The organism is Streptomyces sp. NPDC000878, assembly GCF_053599695.1.
Genome location: NZ_JBSFMT010000005.1, coordinates 164,985 through 179,580, shown reverse-complemented (window position 1 = coordinate 179,580; position 14,596 = coordinate 164,985). Strand labels below are relative to the sequence as shown.

The window sequence follows — 14,596 nt, the reverse complement described above, 5'->3', positions numbered from 1 at the left end:
TCATCGACTCCCCGCGCCTGATGTCTGACCGGTCATCAACACATCTCCACGCACCGGCACTTGTGGTCCCTCCAGCCCCAGCACCGCCCGCGCGATCGCGTCCGAGTCCTCCAGCGTCACCGAGCCCACGCCAGGTCTGATGCCGACCGCCGTCACCCAGCGCACCCCCTCCGTCGGCACCCCGAAGGCGAACCGGCGCGGATGCGGACGCCCCGACGCGTCCAGCAGCCGGGGCGCGCCGTCGGTCACCGCCATCCCGCCCGTCTCATGGCCGCCCGGCCGGTACGGAACGCACCCGCCCCGCGCCAGCAGCCCCCGCAGCAGCGGGTTGGCGCTGCGCCGCAGGTCGATGTCGGGCAGCCGAGCCTCGACGAGCGTGCTCACGAGCACCGGCGGCCCGGACACCCCCTCCGCGTCCACGAGAAAACCGGCCGTGCCGAGACCGCTCTCCCGCTCCGAGGGCCGTGTCCGCACCCGCATCCCCGGTCCCACCACCTGCACCACCTCCGCCTCGATCAGCGCGATCAGCTGCTCGATCCGGAACGCGGGCGGGCCGATCGACGTGAACGCGTTCAACGGCGTGTACCAGCCGTCCAGTTCGGCCCGGTACGACTCCCCGGAGACCCCGCCGTGATCGACGACCAGCCGGACCTCGTTGCGCAGATCCCGCAGCGCGTCCAGCGCCGCCTTCAGCGGGCCGTTCACATTGCCGAGACGGGCGGCGGTGACATCCCGGCGCAGATACCCCAGCAGCCAGTGCCGGAAGTCGGCGCGGGAGGCGAAATGCCGATCGCCGTAGGGGCGTTCAACGCGCCGCCAGTCCCAGCGCTCGTCCGGCGGTACCTCGTACCGGTCGAGGAGGACCGGCTCCGGATCGCGCCCCGCGAAGCAGGACCGTACGAACTCCGCTGCCGCCCACGGTCCTTGGGCGGCCCGGATCCACGCCTCGTAGTAGACGGTCCGTACCTCGCGGTCGATCAGCGGCCAGATGTCCGCCCGGAAGCCGACCGGGCGCCGCCGCAGCCCGGCGATGACCTCGGGGGTCAGGAAGCGCGGGTGGTGGCGGCCGAGCGCGCCCTTCTCGTTCTCGCCGCGCGCGTGGTACGGCACCCCGCGCCGCGAACCGGCGTACAGCACAGGCTCGTTGCCGCTCGGGATGTAGACGAGGCCCGCACCCCGGTCACCCTGCTTGAAGGTGCCGCCCCGGCCTTCGGTGAGCAGCGCCAGCTGGTCGAAGAAGTTCAGGCCGAGTCCGCGCAGGGCGACCGGGGTGCCCGGCTGGATGCCGCTCAGATCGGCGTTGGCCGGGTTGGCGGGGCCGACGTAGGCCAAGCCGGAGCGCCCGGCGTGCCTGGCGGCGAAGGAGCGCAGCTCGCGTTCCTCCCGGTCCGGGGCCAACTGCCCATGCCCCAGGGCCAGTACGACCGCGTCCATCCCGGCCAGCCGGTCGCCGTCCGACAGGGTCACCGTCTGGCTCCCGTCCGGGGTGTCGGCCAGTGCGACGGCGGTCGAGCGGTGCGTGTGGACCGTGACCAGGTCGGGGGCGGTGCGCAGGACGTGCCGGAAGACCCACTCCAGGTAGTGGCCGTGGAAGGCGCGCGTCGGGTAGGTGTCCGGCCCGAGCCGCCGCGCCTCCGCCAGGACCCGGGCAGGGTACGACCCGGGTCCCAGGGCACGCGCCCACTCGTACAGGCTCGGGCCCGGTATCGACGGGCCCGCGCACGGCACGCTGTCGTCGGTGAACAGGGTGACCTGGGAGGCGACCGTGTTCATCAGCAGTTCGGGCGGCTGGTCGGTGCGCCACACCGCGCCCGGCCCCGGCGGGTACGGGTCGACGAGATGGACCACGACCGGGCGGCCGGCCTGGCCCGCGTTGGCGCAGAGCCGCTCCAGGACCGAGAGCCCGCGCGGACCGGCGCCGATCACACACACGACGACGGCGTCACCGCCGCTGCCCGGGCTGGGCGCGGGTTCGGTCATTCCTGGCCCAGCCCGTCGCGCCAGCTCGGCCGCAGCGGCTTCCAGCCAAGTTCCGTACGCGCCCGGGCATTTGACGCACCGGCCGCCGTGCTCAGCTGGTGGGCCATGAACCAGCCGAGCAGCCGGGGTGCCATCGTCACCGGAACCGTACGAGGGGCAGGGGCGCCCAGCGCGTCGGCGAAGTGGGGCAACCACTGTGCTGCCGGGGCCGGTTCGTCGTCCGTGATGTGGAAGGCGCCGGTGGCCTCCGACTCCACGGCCGCCACCGCCGCCCCCACGGCATCCTCCACATGCAGGAACGAGGTGATCCCGGCCCCGCCCTCGGGCAGCGGCAACTTCCCCGCCAGCACCCGCTGTGCCGTTCCGCCGCCGGTACGGGCGTACGCGGTGCCGGGTCCGTACAGCGTCCCGTACCGCAGCACGAGCCCGTTCAACTCCACTTCACTGTCCAGCACTTGTGACTCCAGGTCGGCGACCGCCCGTACGGTGGCCGCCCAGCCCGGGTCCGGGGCGTCCACGTACAGCGGTGCGCTCTCGTCGACGACCGCGTCCCCGGTCGGTGCGGCGGCGAAGGCGATGCTCTGCGCGACCAGCCGCCGGGCACCGGCCGCGCGGGCCGCCGCGACCAGGTTGGCGGTGCCCTCGGTGCGTAACCGGGCGGTCCGCGCGAAGGCTTCCGGCGGGTCGTCGCGCAACAGCCGCAGCGCCGACAGCTGATGGACGACCACGTCAGGGCGTACGTCCGACACGGCGGCCAGCAGCGCGGCACGGTCGAGGGCGTCGGCGACCACGACCGAGTCCGCCTCCGGAGCCCGGGTTCGGGACTCCTCCCGTACCAGCGCGCTCACTTGGTGGCCCCGCGCCCGTAGCGCGCCCACCAGCGGATGTCCGACCACACCAGTCGCTCCGGCGACAAGTATCCGCACGGTGCTCAGTCCTCCGTACTGTCGTGAGTAGCGTGAATGGCGTGAGCGAGGGGGGTGCGTACGCGCATCAGCAGGCGGCACGCCTTGTCGCCGTCGCGCAGACAGGTCTCGGCGCGGTTCTCGGTCAGGGTGACGCCGAGTCCCTCGGACCAGCCTGCGTGGATGTCGGTGCACGGGCAGCGGTAGCCGTCGAGCGAACCTGCCATCCGCACCATGGTGATGGCGAAGTTCCGGCGCAGCGTGAGGACGATCAACCCGTCGTTCTCGCCGTCGTCCTCCTCGACTTCCGTGGAGGCGTTGCGCAGTTCGGGCGGGAACATCCGGTCGCCGCAGTCGTCGTACCGGCGGCGCAGTTCCTCCAGGTCCTTGCGGGTGTCACCGGTGTCGGGGAGCGGACCGGAGAGACGGCCGACGCGCTGTCCGACGTGCGTCGCGACCTTGCGCAACGCCTCGGCGTTCAGCTCGTTCGCGGCGTCCTGCCCGAACCGACTCGCCACCGCCTGATACCAGTTGGCGTCGTGCTGCCACCACAACCGGTACGCCTCACCGGCCCGGGCACGGTAGTTGACGCCTTCGGTGCCCGTACTCATCGGCGCTCCTCGGAAGAGGCGGAGGCAGAGGAGGCGGCAGCGGAGGCGGCAAAACGGTCGCGCATGACCCGCTTGAGGACCTTGCCGGTGGCGCCCTTGGCGACGTCGTCGGGCTTCATGCGCAGGGCGCGGGTCATCGGGGGGAAGCCCGCGGTCTTGAGAGCCGTGTTCACGCGGAGGGTCAACTCCTCGTCCCCATCACCGACTTCGGCGCTGTTCTCGTCCGCGAGCTGGAGCAGCGCGTACGCGTCCGCGACCCCGTCGCCGTCCCAGTCAGCGCGTACGCCGTCCTCGGCGACCCCGACGACCGTGCAGTCGGCCAGCTCGGGCAGTTCGGCGAGCAGGAGTTCTTCGGTACGGGTGCTGAAGACGACGCCGGCGCGGGTGCGGATGGCGTCCGGGGCACGGTCGAGGTGGTAGAAGTTGCCGTCCTCGTCCTGCTGGGCGAGGTCGCCGGTGAGCCAGTAGCCGCCGAGGCGCATACGGTTCCAGGTCAGCGAGTCGTTCCAGTAACCGGGCGTGAGCGTGGGGGACTTGAGGCCGAGGCGGCCGATCTCGCCGGGCGGCAGCGGGGTGCCGTCCTCGGCGAGTACGGCGGCCTCCGCGAAACTGATCGGCCTGCCGACGCAGCGCGAGTAGGCCGAGGTGTCCTTGGTGTGCCGGTTGTGGAAGACGGAGTAGCCGGCCTCGGAGGAGCCGAGTCCGTCGACGAAGACCGAGCCGTCGACCCGTACCCGCCGCAGGTCCTTGCCGATGGTCTGGTGGCTGCCGTGCCGCACGAGGGCCCGGATGTGCGCCTCGTGCGCAGCGTCCCCGGTGTTGAACCACACCTGCACGCTGGACAGATCGCGGTTCGCGAGATCCTCGGTGGCGGCCATCTCACCGAAGGTCCCGGCGAAGGCCAGCACGGTGGTGGGCCTGAACTCCTCGATGGCGTCCAGGACTTCGGTGCCGCGCTGGCTGGAGAGGAGTCTGATGTCGGTGCGCAGAAGCAGGCAGTACAGCAGCGTCGCCACCATCGCGTTGTGGGCGCCGGGCAGCCCGACCAGGGTGCGTTCCATGTCGGTGCCGGTGGAGTAGCGCAGCCGGTGCAGCTGCGCGTACATCAGTGTCCGGTGGGTGTGCGGAACTCCCTTGGGCATACCGGTGGTTCCGGACGAGTGCGAGATGAGCACGGGGTCGGTGGGGTCGTGCCGGTACGGGTAGGAGGGGGCGGGCGGGAGCGAGGCGCGGTGCTCGGGGCGGATGTCGGCGGCGGTCGCGCAGAAGCGCAGGTCCGAGGCCGATCCGGATACCGACGCCAGCACGTCGTGATGCTCCCGGTCGGTGAAGGCACCCACGGCGCCCTGCCGTCGTATGTACTCCCGCGCGGTGTCGGGCGGCAGGTTCCCGTTGACGAAGGACGGGATCGCGCCGAGGGACGTCAGCGCCAGGAAGTTCACCGCGAACTCGGCGCTGGAGTAGGAGTGCAGGGCGACGGGGTCGCGGGGGCGGACACCCTGGGCGGCGTACCAGCCCGCGTAGGTCTCGACGACCTCGCACAGCTCCCCGAGGGTGAGCTGAGTGGGACGACTCCCGTCGGGGGCCTGCCAGTTGCCGTCCATCCGCAGAACGACCTCGTCGCGCGGCCGGTCGTACGCAGCCAGCCGTGCCAGCACATTGCCGGCGCCCAGTTCGGTGTCGGAGCAGATCCGGGCCCGCTCCTGCCTACTGATGAGCATGGGTATGGGTCTCTCTTGTCTCGGTGTGGGTGGCGGCCAGCTCGAACAGGGTCTGGATGCTGCCGAGTTGATTGGTCGTCGCTTTGGTGGGCCGGACCGGAACCTGCGACGCCCCGCCGTCTCCGGGACGCCCGAGCAGCACTGCCGCCGCCAGGCCCGCGGAGGCGGGGAGGGCCGGCACCGGACGCGCGCTGTACTCGGCGGCCAGTTCACGACGCACGGCGGCCACGCGTTCACCACCCCCCAGCTCCACACCCACCACCAGGACCCGTTCCAGCTCCGGGTCCTCCAGCAACAGGTCGGCCATGGCGAGGAGTTCGGTCAGCGGGTCGGCGAGGGTGGAGAGGCTGAACATCTGGCCGGTGATCCCGAACTCCCGACTCATGTGCCCCAGCACGGAGTTGGCGGTGGCCTGCATGAACAGCAGCGGGTTGTGGACCCGCCCGGACACCATGCGCGAGCTGGCCAGATCCGCGGTGGTGGTGTCACCCGCCAGACTGACCAGCGCGACGGCGGTACGGTCCCCGTCCCCGGGCCGCTCGGTCAGACACCTCGCGGCGACCTCGTACGCCAGCGGACTGAACGCCGACTCCACGAAGCCCGGCAGCTTCGGCAGCGCGATGTCGCCGTCCCGGCCGGTGTCGTGGGTCGCGGTGGCGGCGGCGAGGACGGAAAGGGAGGGGGAGGCGGGCAGGACTGCGGAGTCCGTCGTGGTCGTCATGGCCGCTCCAGGACGAGTGCGGTGTTGGCGCCCCCGAAGGCGGCGTTGATGGTGAGGGCGCGGCTCGGGTCGGCGGGGCGAGGGCTGTTCGGTACGTAGTCGAGGTCGCACTCGGGGTCGGGGGTGCCGTATCCGGCGGTCGGCGGGAGCACGCCGTCCAGCAGCGTCAGCACCGTAATGACGAACTCCACGACGCCCGCGGCTTCCAGGAGGTGGCCGGTGGTGCTCTTGGTCGAGCTGACCGGTATCGACTCGGCGCGTTTCCCGAAGGCGGCGCGCAGACCCCGTGTCTCGGCGCCGTCGTTGTACTTGGTGCCGGTGCCATGGGCGTTGACGTAGTCGAGGGACGCCCCGTCCGGGTCCCCGGCCAGCCGCAACGCCTGCCGCGCGGCGCGCGCGAGACCGGCGCCTTCCGGGTGGGGCTGGGCGATGTGGTGGGCGTCGGTGGCGGCGCCCCATCCGACGACGGACACGAGCGGCCGGGCCCCGCGCCGCCGGGCGTGCTCGGCGGACTCCAGCACGACGGCCGCGACCCCGTCGCCGAGCAACAGCCCACTCCGATCGGCACTGAACGGACGCACCATCCCGTCCCGCGACAAGGCCCGCCCCGAGTCGAACTTCCCGAAGGTCTCCTCCTCGACCAGATACCCACCCGCACAGACGGCGACATCGATCCGCCCGGAGGAGATCAGCCGACACCCATGAATAATCGCGGCGGCAGACGCAACACAGGCATTGGTGAAGGCGAGTCGGGGCCCGACGAGACCGAGCCCCTCGGCCAGTAACTCGGCGAGCCGAGCAGGCACGGCGTCAGCGAGACGCGCCCCGACAGGGGCGCGGGGAACTGCGCGACCAGCCACAACGGACCCGCGCCCGTCATACGACCCATCACCTTCCCGCCAATGCCGGGTAACACTCCGATGATCCCCAGCAACCCCAAGCAGTACCGCAGCCTCTGCACCCGCCCCGAGCCCGGCCATGCTCAGAGCATCGCCCCCGCACCGATGGAGCGCGTGCCGCAACGCCCACCCCTCCACCGCGTCTGCCCCGTCGGGAGCCGCGGCAGCGAACGCCGTACGGTAAGGCCCCGTATCGAACCGCGTCGTAGGCCGAAACCCCGGCACCCCCGCAAACACCCCGCGCCGCAAGGCTTCCGCCCCCTCGCCGAAGGCACTCCGCACGCCATATCCGGTAACCGTCACTTCACGACTCACCCCGAACACCTCCTTCCTGGGCGCCCCGCAGATACCCGGTGAGCCGCCGCAGCGAGGTCAGCCCGGCGATGTCCTCGTCGCTGGGCTCGACGACCAGCCCGTACCGCTCCTCCACCACATGGAGCAGCCACACCAACCCGAGGGAGTCCAGGACGAGTTCGGCGTCCTCGCCGAGGTCGTCGGGCAGCCCCGGGAAGACCTTGCGGTCGGACAGCAACTCCCGTACGGAGTCGAGGGTGATGTCGGTGCCAGTGGCCCCCGTGCTCGTACTCATGCCTTCGCACCGCGGCGGACGACCTCGGTGACGAGCCCGCCGAGGGTCAGGGTGGCCAGGGGTTCGATGTCGGTGTCCGGGATCTCGACGCCGAACCGCGACTCCAGCCGCAGCGTGAGTTCGATCAGGCTCAGCGAGTCGACATCCAGCCCACCGACGGTCACCGGACTGTCGTCCGTGATGCCGTCACGGCTCATCAGAATGTTCATGTCGTCGACGACCGCGCTCAGAACAAACTCGCGGATCTCGTCTTCGAGGGTAGACGTGCTCATGGTCAAGTTCTCCAGAGAAGGGGGAGTAAAGCGCCCCCGATAGGGGCGCGGGGAACTGCGCGACAAGCCACAACGGCCCCGCAGACAACCGACAACCTGCGGAAGCGCCCTACCCGGCGGAACGCAAAGTCGCGGCCAGCCGAACCAACTTCCCGTTGGACGTACGAGGCAACGCATCCAACACCCGCACAACCCGAGGCACCTTGTAGTCAGCCACCCGCTCCCGACACCACCGCACCAACTCCTCGGCGGAAGGCCGCTCCACCCCCGCCCGCACCGCGACATACGCCTCGGTCACGTCCTCGTGGACCAACACCGCCTGCTCAACGGCAGGATGCTCGCGAAGCACGTTCTCCACCTCGGTCAGATCCACCTTGAGCCCGCCGATGACGACAAGGGAGTCGGCCCGCCCCCGTACCAACACCGCACCGGTGGCGTCCAGTTCGGCCCGGTCCCGGGTGTGCAGCCAGCCGTCGGCGTACTGCGTACCGCCCGAGTCGAAGAGGTACGGCGACTCGTCGAGGGCGACGTCGAGTTCGCCCCGTTCGACGCGGACCACGACACCGGGCGCCGCCCGGCCGACCGAGGGCCGCAGCGTGCCGCCGACGTCGATGGCGACGATGCCGGTCTCCGTGGTCCCGTACGCCTCACCCACCCCCACGCCGTACCGCTGCGCGAACCCCGCCGCGACCTGCGGGGGCATGATCTCGCCGCCCGACACCGCGACCCGCAGGTCGGGCAGGGTGCCGGGATCGGTGGCGGCGGCGAGGAGTTCGTAGTGCGTGGGGACGCCGAACACGGCGGTGATCCGGTGTTCGCGTGCGGTCCGCAGCATGTCGCGGGCGGAGACGCGGGGCGCGAAGACGACGGAGACACCGGCGGCGAGCGAGTAGAGCAGGCCGCCGATCAGACCGAAGCTGTGCGCGGTCGAACTGAGCAGCAGCAGCCGGTCGCCCTTGACCGGCATGCCCGGGACCCCGGCGAACCGGTCCACCTCGGTGGCGAGCGAACGGGCCGTCCTGCCGATGACTTTCGGCCGCCCGGTGGAGCCCGAGCTGAACTGGACGAGCCGGTGCCCGGTGGTGGCCGGGAGACCGGTGCGGCGCCGCTCGGTGAGCACCTCGTACTCGGACCGGAAACCGAACGTGGCCCGGACGTTGGACCCGGCACTGACCATGAACTGTGGCCGGCAGGAGCCGCACAGCGCGGCCACCTCGGGCGGCTTGAGCCGGAAGTCGAAGAGCAGCACCTGCGCGCCGAGCCGCCACAGCGCGAGCAGCACCTCGATCTGCGTGAAACTGGGCGGAGTCCGCAGCCCCACGGTGGAGCCGGGCCCGATGCCGTACCCGGCGAAGACGGCGGCCTGCTTGGTCACCCGTTCCCGTAACTCGCCCCGGGTGACCGTCTCCTGTTGATGCGTCAGATAAGGCAGCCGGTCGTCGTGCGCGTCGAACAGCCGCCGCACGAGATCGGTCAGGTCCGATCCCGAGTCACCGTCTTCGAGGTCTTCGAGTTCGCCCATCGAACCTCAGACCTCCTTGCAGAACTCGCCGATGGGCAGCCCCACATGGCGCTTGTCGGCGGCGAGATACCCGAGCAACTCGTCACCCGTCCGCAGCTCGGTGACGTTGAGGACCTTCCCGCCCGGGCCGAGCACCCGTACATGCCAGTCGTCCTGCACGGTCAGACTGACCAGCCGGCCGTCCTCGGCGTGCGTACGGATCTCCAACAGTGGCCGGGATTCGAGCTTCGCCCGCCCGACGACGACCCGCCGGGTACGCCCGTCGGCGCCGACGGCGAGCAGCGCGCTGCCGGAGCCGACCTCGCTGAGGTAGCTGGTGCGGTTGTCGGGGCCGAGCGTGTACGAGTGCAGGGCACCGGCGTTGACCCGGAACGGCCTGGTCGGCATGTAGGGCAAGGGGTGTGTCTCACTGCAGCACAGCACGAACCCGGAGGAGTAGGAGCCGACGAGGATGCCCTCGTCCTCCTCGAAGTGCGAGCAGGTGTCCACGCAGACCCGGTCACCGAGCCCGACGTGCCGGATGCTCTCCACGGTCAGTGTGGACAGCTCCAGTTGGGGCGTCGTCGCCTCCAACAGCCGGGCCAGCGCGAACACTTCGTCGGCACTGCGGGGCGTGAAGAGGATGCCGTCCGAGCCGCGCTCCAGCACGTCGAAGACGATCGCCGCCTCCTCCAGACCGTCCACGACCGTCACCAGCTTGCCCTCGGCGGACTCGGCCGCGGCGAGCACGATCTCCAGCGGGATCTTGGTCGGATCGGCGAAGTGGATCACCGTGTACGGCAGCACCATCGCGCCCGCGCAGGACAGTTGAAGGGTGCGGTCGTCCCGTACGTCGATGAAGCCGGAGACCTGCCTGCCACCACCGGTGTTTCCGCTGCCGGCACGGTGATCGGCGGCGAGGGCGTCCAGCTCGTCCTGCGTGGCGAACTTCCGCAGGAGTACGTCGATTCCGGCGCCGGACGATGAAGTGCCGCCCCCGGACGGTGACTTGGCCTCCTTGTCCCCACCCTTGGCTTCTTTGTCGCCGAGCTTCTTCACAGCAGCCGGTGTCGGTGTCGGAGACGTACCCCCTGGAACCAGCACCCGGGTGACGGTCGGCGGCAAGGTCCCGAGCAACTCCGCGTCGGAGGCGACAACTCCCGCCATCCGGGCGTGGATTGCCGCGTCCACCACCGCCTGGAGCTGCGGACGGGGAACCTCACGCAGGTCGATCCATGCGAACCTCATGCCACTCCTGCCACGATCGTCGAGTAATCAGCCATGTGCATGTCACCAGGGAGTCCGTCGTTGCCGTGCACGACCGCCGACAGCCGGGACACGAGAGCCGCGGGCGCGGGGTGGGAGAAGATCCGGCGCCCGATCGCCAGCCCCCGGCAGCCGGTCGCCATCACGGCGGCGCCGTACTCGACGAGGTCGGAGCCGTCCGGTGGACCGCCGGCCGCGAGGACGGGGATGGGACTGTTGGCGACCACCTCGGCCATGCGCTCGATCGGCAGGGCGACGGAGGTCTTCACCATGTCCGCGCCCAGGTCGGCGGCGACGTTGGCCAGATGGGAGAGAAGGGCCGGATCGCGCGGGTCCTCGATCCGGGGGCCGCGCGGATACACCATGGCGATCAGGGGCATGCCCCACGCGTCGCAGGAACGGGCCACCGCCCCCAGGTCGGCCAGCTGCTGGGCCTCGGTGTCCGAGCCGATGTTCACATGGACGCTGACCGCGTCCGCGCCGAGCGTCAGCGCCTCCTCGACGTCGGCGACCAGCACCTTGGCGTGGACGTCGGCGGAGCGGGCGGTACTGGCGCTCAGGTGCACCACCAGCGCGCAGCTCTTCAGGATGTCCGGCGCGAAGGAGCGGGCGCGTCCCTTGTGGACGATGATCCCGTCGGCGCCGCCGGCCACCAGCGCCCGCAGCAGGTCGTCCCACTTGTCGGCGGGGACGATCGGGCCGTCGGAGACGCTGTGGTCGAGCGGTATGAGCAGATGTCGGTCGTCACCCGCCAGTGAAAGTCTTCTCAAGCGTAATTGCTTGCCGGTTTTCAGCATGGGTAATGAGCCTTCCCAGCCGGGAGATCACATTTTGTTCTCCTGCGATTCTCCGTGTCCGAAAATCGATGGTTGTAGAACTTTCAAGTTAGCGGTCACGAGCATTCACGTGTGACTGCTGGTGCGCAAGGTATAACCGTCGGTAAATTTTTATACGGCGGACGGCATGAATATTGACAGCCAACTGATAGGAATGGCTTCTTGTCGAAATTTAATTTCGATGATTAGGGTGACTCCCCTCCCCACTCAGGACCTGGAAGTGACCCCCCATGTCTGAATTACCGACAATGACCGCTTCCCCACCCCATATGGCGAAGAGTGAGGCGCCGAAAGTCGCCGTCGCGAGCCTGGTCGGCACCACGATCGAGTACTACGACTTCGCCGTGTACGGCACCGCCTCCGCACTCGTCCTCGGCCCCGCCTTCTTCCCCTCGGGCAACGCGACCCTCTCGTCCCTGGCCGCGTTCCTCACCTTCTCCGCGGCCTTCCTCTCCCGCCCCCTCGGCGTCGTCCTGTTCGGCACGATCGGTGACCGGCTCGGCCGAAGACAGGCCCTGGTCGTCTCCCTGCTGCTGATGGGCGTGGCCACGGTCGGCGTCGGCCTGCTGCCGACGTACGAGACCGCCGGCTTCCTCGCCCCCGTACTGCTGGTGACGCTCCGGCTGCTCCAGGGCGTCAGCATGGGCGGCGAGTGGGGCGGGGCGGTGCTGCTCGCCGCCGAACACGCGCCGCCGGGCCGCCGCGCGCTGTACGCGTCCATCCCGAACATCGGCCCCTCGCTCGGCTTCCTGCTCTCCACCGCGGTCATCCTCCCCACCATGAACATCGTGGGCATGGAGGGCTTCACCGACTGGGCCTGGCGCATCCCGTTCCTGCTCAGCACCGTGCTCGTCGTGGTCGGCCTGTGGGTGCGTGCGACGGTGTCCGAGTCCCCGGTCTTCAAGAGCGCGGCGCGGTCACCGGAATCGAAGCCGGGGGCGGGGTCGGAACCGGAATCGGGATCGGAATCGGCGCCCGGATTCCCGCTGGGCACGCTCCTCAAGCAGTACCCCGGCCGGCTGCTGCTCGGCACCGGCGCGGCGATCGGCGGCTCGGCCGTCTACTACCTGACGATCGTCTACAGCCTTTCCTACGGCCCACAGGAACTCGGCATCCCCCGGAACACGATGCTGACGGCGGCGAGCATCGGCGCGGCGGCCGGAATCGCGATCACCCTCCCGGTGGCCAGGCTGTCCGACCGGATCGGCCGCCGCCCGCTGATGCTGGCCGGGGCCGTCGGTTGTGTGGTCTGGGCGATTCCGATGTACGCCTCGCTCAGTTCACGCAACGGCCTGGTGATCACCGGCGCCTACACGGTCGGCCTGATGTTCCTCGCGCTGATGTTCTCCCCGGTGGCGGCCTTCCTCCCGGAACTGTTCCCGGCCCGGATGCGCTACACCGGCGCCTCCGCCGCGTTCATCCTGGCCAACACCCTCGGCGGCGGCTTCGCCCCGTCGGTCGCCACCTGGCTGAACAGCCACTGGGAGTCCCCGCTGGTCCTCGGCTTCTACACGGGCGGCCTCTGCCTGGTGAGCCTCGTGTGTCTGCTGGCGTTGCCGGAGACCCGGGAACACGAGTTCGACATCTGAGGTCGGCAACGGGTTCAGTTTCCGACAGGGGTCAGGCGGGGAGCGGGTCGTGGGCGGCGCCTTCAACGGTGCCGCGCGCTGCCCGCCTCCGCCTGGCCCCGGGTATGTGAACGGGTCAGCGGGAGGCGAGAGGGGTCTCGGACTCGACGCGGGTGAGCTTCTCGGGGTTGCGGACGTAGTAGAGGCCGGTGACGCGGGCGTTCTCCACCCGGACCGCCAGCACTGTTTCCGCGTAATGGTCGCGCTGGGTCCGATGGCGGCCGGGGCCGCGATATCCGCCCCGGCGGCATCGGCCGCCGCACCGGCGGACGCGACGGAGACGACGTCGCTGGAGAAGCAGGCGTTCGACAACGTCAACGCCCAACGGACCGCCAACGGCTGCGCGGCCGAGATGGTGACGACCCACAACTTCTCGCACACCTCGACCTCCGGAAAGTCCCCCACCGACCGGGCCCAGGACGCCGGCCGATCCGTCTCAGGGCTCGATGACGAGGCGCTCGATGAGGCCGCCGCGCAGGGCGAACCGGTAGCGCAGGTCGACGGTGCCGCCGGGGAAGTCGCCTTCGAGGTGGTGCACTGCGACGAATCGGGTCGCGTCCGTCCGCTGGGCGCCGGTGAGTTCGACGGTGTACGTGAACTCGGTCGCGGCCCCGCTCAGCCACCGCTCGATCGCCGCGATGCCCTCGTACGTCCTGCCGTCGTCGGTCACCGTGGCGTCACCGGTGAACGCGGTGACCGCGGTGGCGGTGTCGTGGGCGCGGTGCGCCGCCAGATAACGGGTGATCGCCTCGGGCAGCGCGTCCGGGGCGATGGTCTGCGGCTGGTTCTGGGGCATGGGGCGGTCCTTGAGGGTGAGGGCAGCGGCCGACATACAGTCACTGCTAAAACAGAAGCAAGTTACTTCGACTTTAGCAGTAACTGGCGGCGGCTGCCCGGCCTCGGCCGATCCCTGGCCCCAGTCGATACCTGGCCGATCCCGCGGTCGGGTTCAGACGCGGCCCGCGCGGTAGACCAGGAGCGCGATCTGTACGCGGTTGTTGAGGCCGAGCCTGGTCAGGATGTGCGAGACGTGCGCTTTCACCGTGGGCAGGCTCATATGGCAGGCCGCGGCGATCTCCGCGTTGGTCCGGCCCTCGGCGACGGCGAGCGCCACCTCCCGCTCCCTGGCGCCCAGCCGGTCCAGCGCCGCCTCCGCCCGCTCCCGTTCCTCGCGCCGGGCCGGGCCCGTCCCGGTCGCGGGGTCGGTGACGGCGTCGATCAGCTGTCTGACGGCGCCCGGGGACAGCACGGGCTCGCCCGCCATGACGTTGTGCACGGCCGCCACGATCTGGGCCGGGGGCGTGTGCTTGAGGACGTACCCGGCCGCTCCGGCCCGCAGCGCCTGGAGGACGTAGCTGTCGGTGGTGAAGGTGGTCAGGATCAGCACCTCCGGGGGCCGGGGCCGCTGCCGGAGCGCCGCGGTGGCCGCGAGCCCGTCCATTCTCGGCATACGGATGTCCATGAGGACCAGGTCCGGACGGTGCCGGTCCACGAGGTCCTGCACATCGGCGCCGTCGGAGCCCTCCGCCACGACGTCGATGTCGTCGGCGGCGGACAGCATCAGCCGCAGTCCGGCACGTACGAGGGGATCGTCGTCGACGACGAGCAGCCGGGTCACGCGTGCCGTGCGGGTCTCGCGGGTCATGTGGGCCTCACGGGGCGTGCGG

General features: G+C 70.5%; 14 protein-coding genes and 1 pseudogene. 1 reads left to right on the top strand and 14 read right to left on the bottom strand.

All coding sequences use genetic code 11. The features are described from left to right. The 11 genes from ACWDR4_RS07350 to ACWDR4_RS07300 form a co-directional block, all read right to left on the bottom strand. Positions 1-1,980 carry an FAD/NAD(P)-binding protein gene (locus tag ACWDR4_RS07350; RefSeq protein WP_450404995.1) on the bottom strand — a complete coding sequence of 660 codons (1,980 nt, stop codon included), beginning with the start codon at positions 1,978-1,980 and terminating at the stop codon, positions 1-3. Further along, on the bottom strand, positions 1,977-2,906 hold the full coding sequence (locus ACWDR4_RS07345; RefSeq protein ID WP_450404993.1) for an NAD-dependent epimerase/dehydratase family protein: 930 nt from the start codon (positions 2,904-2,906) through the stop codon (positions 1,977-1,979). Before ACWDR4_RS07345 ends, ACWDR4_RS07350 begins: the two co-directional genes overlap by 4 nt. A gap of 5 nt (positions 2,907-2,911) precedes the next feature. Further along, a complete protein-coding gene (locus ACWDR4_RS07340) occupies positions 2,912-3,496 on the bottom strand; it encodes a hypothetical protein (RefSeq protein WP_450404990.1) in 585 nt (194 codons plus the stop codon). Continuing rightward, positions 3,493-5,217, bottom strand: coding sequence for a class I adenylate-forming enzyme family protein (locus tag ACWDR4_RS07335; protein WP_450404988.1), 1,725 nt, complete (start codon positions 5,215-5,217; stop codon positions 3,493-3,495). The genes ACWDR4_RS07340 and ACWDR4_RS07335 overlap by 4 nt, the downstream gene beginning before the upstream one ends. Beyond that, positions 5,204-5,938, bottom strand: coding sequence for a hypothetical protein (locus ACWDR4_RS07330; RefSeq protein WP_450404986.1), 735 nt, complete (start codon positions 5,936-5,938; stop codon positions 5,204-5,206). Before ACWDR4_RS07330 ends, ACWDR4_RS07335 begins: the two co-directional genes overlap by 14 nt. Beyond that, the gene (locus ACWDR4_RS07325) at positions 5,935-7,152 is read right to left on the bottom strand and encodes a beta-ketoacyl-[acyl-carrier-protein] synthase family protein (RefSeq protein WP_450404984.1); all 1,218 of its coding nucleotides are present in this window, start codon (positions 7,150-7,152) and stop codon (positions 5,935-5,937) included. The genes ACWDR4_RS07330 and ACWDR4_RS07325 overlap by 4 nt, the downstream gene beginning before the upstream one ends. After that, positions 7,142-7,426, bottom strand: coding sequence for an acyl carrier protein (locus tag ACWDR4_RS07320; protein WP_450404983.1), 285 nt, complete (start codon positions 7,424-7,426; stop codon positions 7,142-7,144). The genes ACWDR4_RS07325 and ACWDR4_RS07320 overlap by 11 nt, the downstream gene beginning before the upstream one ends. Then, positions 7,423-7,698 (bottom strand): acyl carrier protein, encoded by a 276-nt coding sequence (locus ACWDR4_RS07315; RefSeq protein ID WP_450404981.1) that lies wholly within the window; start codon positions 7,696-7,698, stop codon positions 7,423-7,425. Before ACWDR4_RS07315 ends, ACWDR4_RS07320 begins: the two co-directional genes overlap by 4 nt. A gap of 109 nt (positions 7,699-7,807) precedes the next feature. After that, complete coding sequence (locus ACWDR4_RS07310) at positions 7,808-9,220, bottom strand: class I adenylate-forming enzyme family protein (RefSeq protein ID WP_450404979.1); 1,413 nt, start codon at positions 9,218-9,220, stop codon at positions 7,808-7,810. Positions 9,221-9,226: 6 nt separating this feature from the next. Next, a complete protein-coding gene (locus tag ACWDR4_RS07305; protein WP_450404978.1) occupies positions 9,227-10,447 on the bottom strand; it encodes a 3-dehydroquinate synthase II family protein in 1,221 nt (406 codons plus the stop codon). Continuing rightward, positions 10,444-11,262 (bottom strand): 2-amino-3,7-dideoxy-D-threo-hept-6-ulosonate synthase, encoded by an 819-nt coding sequence (locus ACWDR4_RS07300; RefSeq protein WP_450404976.1) that lies wholly within the window; start codon positions 11,260-11,262, stop codon positions 10,444-10,446. Before ACWDR4_RS07300 ends, ACWDR4_RS07305 begins: the two co-directional genes overlap by 4 nt. Before the next feature lie 308 nt (positions 11,263-11,570). Between ACWDR4_RS07300 and ACWDR4_RS07295 the strand changes: the two genes are divergently transcribed. Beyond that, positions 11,571-12,890: an MFS transporter gene (locus ACWDR4_RS07295; protein WP_450404973.1), complete on the top strand. Its 1,320-nt coding sequence runs from the start codon at positions 11,571-11,573 to the stop codon at positions 12,888-12,890. Between the two features lie 115 nt (positions 12,891-13,005). On the opposite strand, the pseudogene ACWDR4_RS07290 reads toward ACWDR4_RS07295, so the two are convergent. The 3 genes and pseudogenes from ACWDR4_RS07290 to ACWDR4_RS07280 all read right to left on the bottom strand — a co-directional run. Next, positions 13,006-13,113: pseudogene (locus ACWDR4_RS07290) on the bottom strand (RNA polymerase subunit sigma-24); the annotation flags it as partial. A 252-nt stretch (positions 13,114-13,365) separates the two neighbouring features. Continuing rightward, entirely contained in the window at positions 13,366-13,725 is a 360-nt protein-coding gene (locus ACWDR4_RS07285) for a nuclear transport factor 2 family protein (RefSeq protein WP_450404971.1), read from the bottom strand. Between the two features lie 153 nt (positions 13,726-13,878). Beyond that, positions 13,879-14,574 (bottom strand): response regulator transcription factor, encoded by a 696-nt coding sequence (locus ACWDR4_RS07280; protein ID WP_450405179.1) that lies wholly within the window; start codon positions 14,572-14,574, stop codon positions 13,879-13,881. Positions 14,575-14,596 lie beyond the last annotated feature (22 nt).

Bases quoted from the DNA above. Each gene is read 5' to 3' on its own strand.
- ACWDR4_RS07310 (WP_450404979.1), bottom strand. From the start codon at position 9,220: ATGGGCGAACTCGAAGACCTCGAAGACGGTGACTCGGGATCGGACCTG.
- ACWDR4_RS07305 (WP_450404978.1), bottom strand. From the start codon at position 10,447: ATGAGGTTCGCATGGATCGACCTGCGTGAGGTTCCCCGTCCGCAGCTC.
- ACWDR4_RS07300 (WP_450404976.1), bottom strand. From the start codon at position 11,262: ATGCTGAAAACCGGCAAGCAATTACGCTTGAGAAGACTTTCACTGGCG.
- ACWDR4_RS07320 (WP_450404983.1), bottom strand. From the start codon at position 7,426: ATGAGTACGAGCACGGGGGCCACTGGCACCGACATCACCCTCGACTCC.
- ACWDR4_RS07285 (WP_450404971.1), bottom strand. From the start codon at position 13,725: ATGCCCCAGAACCAGCCGCAGACCATCGCCCCGGACGCGCTGCCCGAG.
- ACWDR4_RS07330 (WP_450404986.1), bottom strand. From the start codon at position 5,938: ATGACGACCACGACGGACTCCGCAGTCCTGCCCGCCTCCCCCTCCCTT.
- ACWDR4_RS07335 (WP_450404988.1), bottom strand. From the start codon at position 5,217: ATGCTCATCAGTAGGCAGGAGCGGGCCCGGATCTGCTCCGACACCGAA.
- ACWDR4_RS07295 (WP_450404973.1), top strand. From the start codon at position 11,571: ATGGCGAAGAGTGAGGCGCCGAAAGTCGCCGTCGCGAGCCTGGTCGGC.
- ACWDR4_RS07340 (WP_450404990.1), bottom strand. From the start codon at position 3,496: ATGAGTACGGGCACCGAAGGCGTCAACTACCGTGCCCGGGCCGGTGAG.
- ACWDR4_RS07315 (WP_450404981.1), bottom strand. From the start codon at position 7,698: ATGAGCACGTCTACCCTCGAAGACGAGATCCGCGAGTTTGTTCTGAGC.
- ACWDR4_RS07350 (WP_450404995.1), bottom strand. From the start codon at position 1,980: ATGACCGAACCCGCGCCCAGCCCGGGCAGCGGCGGTGACGCCGTCGTC.
- ACWDR4_RS07280 (WP_450405179.1), bottom strand. From the start codon at position 14,574: ATGACCCGCGAGACCCGCACGGCACGCGTGACCCGGCTGCTCGTCGTC.